This is a genomic window from Campylobacter concisus, from assembly GCF_002912425.1.
Lineage (GTDB): Bacteria > Campylobacterota > Campylobacteria > Campylobacterales > Campylobacteraceae > Campylobacter_A > Campylobacter_A concisus_AH.
The window spans coordinates 1-7942 of sequence record NZ_POYR01000141.1 but is presented as its reverse complement, the minus strand read 5'-3'; the positions used below and the strand labels follow the sequence as shown (position 1 = coordinate 7942).

Sequence of the window (7942 nt, the reverse complement as noted above, 5' to 3'; positions counted from 1 at the left end):
CTTGGTTTTTATAAGTGTTTAGTAGATCAAGTACATCTTTACCATTACTTGATATTGCATTTTTAAGAGCAAGTTGTAGATCTTTAAATGTGCTTTTTAGTTGATTTAGAGCTGGGTTATTAGTATCAGCTTCTAGGCTTGCTTCATAGTTGCCATCTTTTATCTCATTTACAAAGGTGTTGGCTTTTTGGATGAAGGTGTTCTCATGCTCTTTTGCCGTCTGGATAACATCTATATTTTCATTTATGAGCGATGACATGACGCAAATTTCATCCTTGCCTTTTAAGCTTAGAAGTTTAGCAGAATTTGTCTTGTTGTTTAGATATAAGAAAAACTCGCTTAGCCCGCCCTTTACGCTATCGATGCCTGAAATGATATTTTTACCGACAAAAAATGAAACCAAAACAAGAAGCAGTATAAAACAGGCAAGCAAAATAACCATAGAAACAGCTAAGTTGCCAGCTTCGCTCATATCTTGTAAAGCTTTATCTTTCATATCATTTAACAAGTAAAGCTCATAGTTTCTAAAGTTATCGATCAAATTTGTGATGCTTTGAAACCAACTAGCTGCTTCGATCTTGCCAGCTGTCTCATCTGGAGTAGCGATAGCACTTTTGATGATATCATCTATCTTTTGAAACTCATCACTTTGTAAGATCTCTTTTTGCAAGCTATCTGCGTATGTGCCTGCGTTAAATTTCACGTAGTCATTTAAGAGATTTTTGATATTTGCATTAAATGAAACCAAATTTACGTATGTATTTTTGTCGATATTATGTTTTATAAAGGCAGCATTTAGCACCGCCCTTGTGATACCAAAATACTCTTTGATCTTTGAGATGCTAAAAATTCTAGCCAAGTTATCTTTCATATCAGGCTCAGAACTGCTTGCGAGGGAATTTTCAAATATAAGTGTATTTTCGATCATATCGTGAAATTTAGGAGCTATGAGAGCAAAACTTTCTTTGCTATCTACTTTTGCTCTTAAGCTATTAAGCTCGCTTGAAAGTTCATCTTTGTTAGAAAGTTTAGACAAAACGCCATCAACTTTAGCTCTTTGCTCTTTTAAATTTTTATCAGCGTCTTTGCCATTAGCTATAAAGCCTGCACTATAACCGCGCTCTTTTTGAAGTTCATGGATAAATTCACTTTGTTTTATGATGTCTTCAGCTATATTAAGGCTTGATACAGCTTGGCTTCTAGTCTTAAAAACGCCATTTAAAATATAAATACTTGTTGCGCTTAAACAAATAAGACTTAAAATTACAATTAGTAGGATTTTGATTTTTATACTTAGATTATTCATTTTTCATTCCTTTGCATTACAAGATACGTTATATTGGCTGTTTCTCCCAAAAACAAGGCGGATTTTATTACTTTAATAATTAAATATAACTTGAAAATATAAATTACATTTAAGCAACAATAAATTTACTTTACTAAATAAATGCCCTATTTTAGGTGATTTAAGAAAATTTTAATTACAAATAAATAATATTAATTAATAAAAAATATTTAAATTTTCTCCAAAATTTACGAAAATGAATAGATAAATTTGAAAAAGTAGTTAAAGATATTTTATAAGCAAAGATAAATTTAAGCAGGAGATCGCTCTCCTGCTTTGAGATTATTTAGAAAATTTTGGCTCAGAAAATGCTGTAAGTTTTGGTGCTTCATCGCCTTGATATTTTCTGATATTTACAAGAGCTGTGTGGCTGATGTTGCCGTTTGCTAGCTTACTTGTTGGGATATCTATAGTTAGCACGTTTGCAGAGCCATTTTTGCAGATGCCACTATCAAATCCGTCATACCAAGCGCCCTCAGCTAGTTTTACAACGCCCTCTTTGATGTTTTTAGTCACATAGGCACCCGCTAAAACCTCGCCACGAGCGTTAAATACACACACCAAATCGCCTGTTTTTACGCCAAGCTCTTTTGCGTCATTTTCGTTTATCCACACTGGCTCGCGGTTAGCGATAGCATACTTCTCACGAAGTGAAGTTTGGCTTAGCTGTGAGTGCAAGCGGTCAGTTGGGTGAGCGCTTATCATGTGGTATTTTGCAGGTTTATCTTTCATGCCTAGCCACTCGATCGGCTCAAACCAAGTTGGGTGCGCTTTGCAGTCATCATAGCCCATTTTCTCGATCGTATCTGAGTAAATTTCGATAAGACCGCTAGGCGTTCCAAGAGCGTTTAGCACAGGATCTTCTCTAAATTCGCCAAGTCTTACCCAATTATCACTATCTTGAGATGAGGCAAATGTGACTGGTTTGTTTTCATTCCAAAACTCTTCAAATGGCTTCATATCGCTTGCAAGCTCTGGTACAGCCTTGACCTGAGCGTAGGCTGCGTCATAGTACTCTTTGATCCAGTCAAACTCATCTTTGCCGTTATCTGTGTAGGCGATGGCTAAATTTTTAGCATAAGCCTTGCAAAGATCAGTGAAAATTTGATAGTCATCTTTTGCTTCGCGGTATTTTTCAACGACTTGCTTCATTGGCACGATGTTCATATTTGAGTAGTCCCCAGTCATCGTGATGTCGTTTCTCTCATACTCTGTTGTGACTGGAAAGACGATATCTGCCATCTTTGCTGTCGGTGTCCAGTAGGCTTCGTGAACGACAACCGTTCTTGGCTTTCTCCACGCTTTTAAATTTGTATTAGTATCTTGGTGATGAACTAGTGGGTTGCCGCCGACCCAGTAGATAAAGTCGATGTCTGGGTAGGTGATCTTTTTGCCGTCATGATCGATCACTTTGCCAGGGTGAAGCAACGCATCAGCGATACGAGCTACTGGGAAGGCATAGTCAGTTGCTTTTTGTAGCCAGCTTTGACCTGTGCCTGCTACTGCGGCTGCCTTTGCGACGAAGCGACCGTGTTTGTCAAACTCGCCTGTATCAGTGCCGATAAACTCGCCTTTTTCATTAAATTTACCAACACTTGCGCTATTTACACCGCCGATGACTGCGCCCTTGCATGTTGGTGCGCCGCCGTTTGAATAGTGGTAGCTTAAGCCAAAGCCTCCGCCTGGTAGGCCTATCTGACCGATCATAGATGCAAGTGTCACCATAGCCCAGTGTGGTTGCTCGCCGTGGTGAGCGCGCTGCATACCCCAGCCACTCATTAGCATCGTGCGGTTGCTTACAAATGTATCAGCTAGCTCTTTTAAAGTATCTTTGTCGATACCACAAATTTTGCTCGCCCACTCTAAATTTTTAGGAGTGTTGTCTGTCTTGCCAAGTAGATATGGGAGGAATTTATCAAAGCCATAAGTGTAGTTTTCGATAAATTCTTTATCGTATTTGCCACTTTCATATAGGTAGTGCATCATGCCTAGCATCATCGCTGTGTCGGTGTTTGGCACTGGAGCGATCCACTGAGCTTTGTCGAAGTATTGTGCTGTTTCAGACCTGATAGGATCGATCACGATCACTTTGATATCTTTTTTGTTTTTTAGCTCTTCAAAGTATTTAAAGCCTTGCTCATCAGTCGCTGTCCAAGCTATGCGAAGTGTCGCAAGTGGGTTTGCGCCCCAGATGACTACGACTTTTGAGTTTTCTAGCACTACTGGCCAGCTAGTTTGCTGCTCATAGACCTCGATACTACCTACAACGTGAGGCATGATGATCTGGCTAGCGCCTGTTGAATAGTCGCCTAGCGAGCCAACAAAGCCGCCACTAAGGTTCATAAATCTATGAAGTAAAATTATTGAGTTATGCACATTGCCGCTTGATTTCCAGCCGTAGCTACCTGCAAAAACGCTCTCTAAACCTTTTTGAGCTCTTGTTTTTTTAAGCTCCTTAGCAACTAGTTTGATCGCTTCTTCGTAAGGCACTTCGACCCACTCATCGATGCCGCGAAGCTCTGGTTTTGGGCTATCTGGGTTTTCAAGGTAGCTCTTTCTTACCATTGTGTGTTTGATACGACTTTTGTAGATCATATCTGGTGTGTAGTGCTGAAGTGGGTTGTAAATTTCACTTGTCTTTTGGATAGGCTCTGACTTTACAGCGATGCCGTTTTTAGTTGTAACTTTTAGCATGCCCCAGTGAGCAGCTGTAAGAGTTTCGCCATTTTTTACAACACCCTTTTTAATCTCATCAGCAAACAAATTTGAAGCTGTTACGCCTGAAAGCAAAGGTGTAGCTGCGATTGCTGTTGCACCTTTTTTTAGAAAATCTCGTCTGTTCTCGTTCATTGTTTCTCCTTATTTGCCTAAATTTACGTCAGATGAGTGTTTTTGTAGATATTCGATAACTAGCCACTCGTCTTTTTTCTCTATTGCAGTTCTGCCGATCATTGATTTTAGAAGTGACGGCCATTGATTTGCGTTAAAGTGCGTAGTTTGAGGCAACGCATGGCAAACGCCACAGCTCTCTTTATACATCTTATCAGCTTTTGCAAACATCGCATTTACATCTGTGCTAAAGCCATCTTTTTGAACGAAAACTGTCGTTTCTACCTCGTTCCATTTGCCGTTTTTGCCCTCTTTTATCACTTTGATATCAAAAGGTGCAGTTTTAGCAAACGCTACTGAGATGATCCTCGCGCCATCAGCAAAATAAATTACGTTGCTAGCGGCTGGGTTTTGATAGCCTTTTACTTTGATCTGCGCTCTATCGCCGCTAGTTTGCAAAATTTCAACTGCGTTGGTTGGTAGCAGCCTGCCTATACTCTTAGCTGAGCTTGCGTCAGTATATACGTCCTTTACGACATCTGTGTAGTTTAGCCCAGTACCAAATGCCGCACATGCTACGATGGCTGAAAGAATAATTTTTTTCATATTTCTCCCTTCAAAATGAAATTGTCAAATTCTAGGGGCTTTTTGATTAATTAAAAATTAAAATTAAAAATATACTTTAAGAATAATGCAGAAAATTTTATTTAAAAATGAGTAAAAACACGCCAGATACGATGAGACAGAGGGCTAAAATTTCTTTTAAATTTAGCCTCTCACCAAGAAATATGACAGCCAAAATGATAGCCAGCACAACGCTAAATTTATCAACCAGCGCTACCTGATAGACCTTGCCTGCTTGCATAGCTTTAAAATACATAAGCCACGAAAGACCAGTCGCCATGCCACTTAGTATGAGAAAAAGCCAGTTTTTTGGACTTAGCGAGCTTAATGGCTGCCATTTTTTAGCCACGCTTAAAAGCAAAACAAGCATCAAAATGACGACGATCGTTCTTATAAATGTCGCAAAATCGCTGTCGATATCTTTTACGCCTAGCTTTGCAAAGATCGCTGTAAGTGCAGCAAAAACAGCCGAAAGAGCTGCGTAGATAAACCACTCTGGCATCTTTATCCTTATAAATTTAAAGGGGCAAATTTGCTTCGCCCCAAGCTAAATTTATCCCTCGTAATCACCAAGCATATCAAGCGTAGGAGCAAAATATAAAGCCCCAGTTACTGGCGTGCTAAAGTCAAGCAGTCTATCTGAGTTGCCTTTTGGCTCGCCGATAAACATCTTTTTAAGCATAAGCTCAACCGTTGAAAATGTGCTAGCATAAGCGATGAAGTAAGTGCCTGTTTTGCTGCCTTCAGTAAATGGCATATTGCCACGCACAACCTTTTTATCGTCGCCGACATTTGCAGCAGCTGAGTGTGAATTTGTAGGTTTTACGCTCTCATCCATCTCGATGTCATACTCTTTTGAGCGGCCTATAACCTTTTCTTGCTCGCTTACGCTTGTGGCGTTCCACTCTTTCATTTTGTGGAAGTATTTTTGAACAAAAACGTAGCTACCACCTTTAAATTTAGCGTCCTCTTTGCCGACTTTTGCAAAAAGGTCTCTATCTTCGCCATCAGGGTTTTCAGTGCCATCGACAAAGCCGATGATCGCCCTGCCGTCGTGATACTTAAAGCCTTGAGTCTCATCTGTAAGCTCTGCAAATTTAAACAAAACTTCTTTGATATTTTGCGCCATGTCAAAGCAGTCAGCCGCATTTAGAGCGCGGATGTGGATGTGGATATCGCCCTTTGTGCTAACAGCCTCGTGCTTGTCGCCTTTGATAGCTTTAAAATTTACAAGCTCTTTTGGCAATTCTTTTGAAATTTCAAGCTTTTTCCAAGCATCATGACCCACGCCAAGGACGCAATTTACATTTTCATTTGCGCCAAATCTAACTTTGGCAGTTTTATTTAAATTTACAACCAAAGCACAAAGCTTAGCAAAGCCCTCTTTACATGCCTTTTTGTCGCCTTTTAAGACCCATGTTTGAAAGACTGTGTTGTTACCAGGTGTTTGTGTGACCTCTTGTGAATTTACACTCATTTTTTCTCCTTTAAATTTTGTTTTTATGCTATGTTTTCTAAATTTAATTGCTCGTTGATCTGCTCGTCGCTATCGTCAAAGACAAACTCAACCTTATTTGCACCAAAGCTCTTAGCTATCGCCTCAAGCGTGTCGCGAGCTGATTTGTGAATTTTGCTTTGAAGCTGCGAGATAAGACGAACGCTCATCTTTTTGACTTCGTTTCTAGCCTCTTGGATTAGTCTATTTTTATCTTCTTCTGTAAATGTGCTACCAAAAAAGCCATTTAGCGAGTCAGGCAGCAAAAATGGTATAAATTTGCCATTTTTTTCATCGTAAAATTTCATATCGGCGATTGAAAATTTATACTTACATGGGGGCATTTTTATCTTATAGCTAGAGTTTGCGATCTGCATGATCTCGAGCTTTGGGCTGGTTAGATCGTAGATAAAATTTATCTCAAACTCAAATATCATCGAAAGCTTCTTCTCGCTTACGAGCCACCTTAGATACTCTTTGCCGAAATTTCCAAATGCATGATCTGTCTTTGTGACGATCTCTTTGCTATAAACTTGAAAAACAGATAGCTCGCCGATGCTTTTTAGCTGCGAAATTTCAGTGCTAACGGATACATTTTCGCTATCATCTTTTGCCTTTTTTAGCGCCTTGTTTGACCTATAAAATGCAAATGCCAAAATAGCTAGCAAGATAGCTAATATCAAATTTGCGTATTCGCTCATATTTTCTCCTTTAAAGCCCGCATTTTATCCTAAATTTGTAAAGCAAAAGAAATTTATCACTCTGGCAAGGTGATAGGGCTCTTATAAGGCATGTGAGCTCCCACTATCTTAGTAGTCTCGTCCTCCAAGCCATCAAGCACCTTTTCTCTTGTTTTGGCAGCTTGCGCTGGATCTACATCATAAGTGATAGATATGCTTGGCTCGACCTCTTGCACTGCTAGGACGTGAAGAAGGTCAGCTATAAAGATGATCTTGTCGTTATCTGCCTCAAAGCTTATCATGTTGTGCCCTGGAGTGTGGCCGTAAGCTGGGATAGCCATGATCTTTAGTGCCCCGTTAAATAGCGGCTTTTTATGATCAAAAAAGCTCTTATCATCCTTATAAAGCGATAAAATTTCTTTTATCCTCTCATCTTTGCCCTTCATCCAGTAGTCCCACTCCTTTTCATCTATAAGAAGCTTGGCGTTTTTAAATGTCTTTTTGCCTCCATCTATGAGCCCACCTATGTGATCAGGATGAGCATGCGTGATGATGACGTAGGTTAGATCCTCTGGCTTTATATTGCCAAAAGTTTGCAGATCATACTTTAAAACCTCCAAGCTATCTTCATAGCCGCTATCTATGAGCGCTGTGTAGTCATCGCACTTTGCAAACATTACGTTGTGTTTGTTTGGTAAATTTTTAGTATTTGCCACAAGCTCTTTTTGCGCCTCATCTTTGGCTATTAGCTTATCTACTGGCGCGTCAGTCGTCTTTAGTGAAAATACATAAAGATTGCATCCGCCCATAGATCCTATCCATACTTGATCGTTTTGCTTGCTAACCACCTCATCATCGGCACAAAAAGCCAAAGTGCAAAACAACGCAAGGCTTAATAAACTCTTTTTCATATCTCATCCTTGAATAAATTTGCGAAATTTTAGTCCTGTAAATTTAATGAAAAATAAT

General features: G+C 39.6%; 7 protein-coding genes. All 7 read right to left on the bottom strand.

The genetic code is table 11. The annotated features are described in order from the left end of the window. Positions 1 to 1306, bottom strand: a 1306-nt coding sequence (locus CYP84_RS07855; protein ID WP_103637181.1) for a nitrate- and nitrite sensing domain-containing protein, incomplete at its 3' end; no start/stop codon positions are given. 321 nt (positions 1307 to 1627) lie between these two features. After that, positions 1628 to 4195, bottom strand: coding sequence for a molybdopterin-dependent oxidoreductase (locus CYP84_RS07850; RefSeq protein ID WP_103637180.1), 2568 nt, complete (start codon positions 4193 to 4195; stop codon positions 1628 to 1630). A gap of 9 nt (positions 4196 to 4204) precedes the next feature. Next, positions 4205 to 4780, bottom strand: a complete 576-nt coding sequence (locus CYP84_RS07845; RefSeq protein ID WP_103637179.1) for a cytochrome C — start codon at positions 4778 to 4780, stop codon at positions 4205 to 4207. A gap of 97 nt (positions 4781 to 4877) precedes the next feature. Next, positions 4878 to 5300, bottom strand: a complete 423-nt coding sequence (locus tag CYP84_RS07840; protein ID WP_103637178.1) for an EamA family transporter — start codon at positions 5298 to 5300, stop codon at positions 4878 to 4880. Positions 5301 to 5351: 51 nt separating this feature from the next. After that, positions 5352 to 6275, bottom strand: a complete 924-nt coding sequence (locus CYP84_RS07835; RefSeq protein WP_021085056.1) for a Dyp-type peroxidase — start codon at positions 6273 to 6275, stop codon at positions 5352 to 5354. 23 nt (positions 6276 to 6298) lie between these two features. Then, complete coding sequence (locus CYP84_RS07830) at positions 6299 to 6994, bottom strand: DUF4230 domain-containing protein (protein WP_103609287.1); 696 nt, start codon at positions 6992 to 6994, stop codon at positions 6299 to 6301. Positions 6995 to 7050: 56 nt separating this feature from the next. Further along, positions 7051 to 7884, bottom strand: a complete 834-nt coding sequence (locus CYP84_RS07825; protein WP_103637177.1) for an MBL fold metallo-hydrolase — start codon at positions 7882 to 7884, stop codon at positions 7051 to 7053. Between the last annotated feature and the right edge of the window lie 58 nt (positions 7885 to 7942).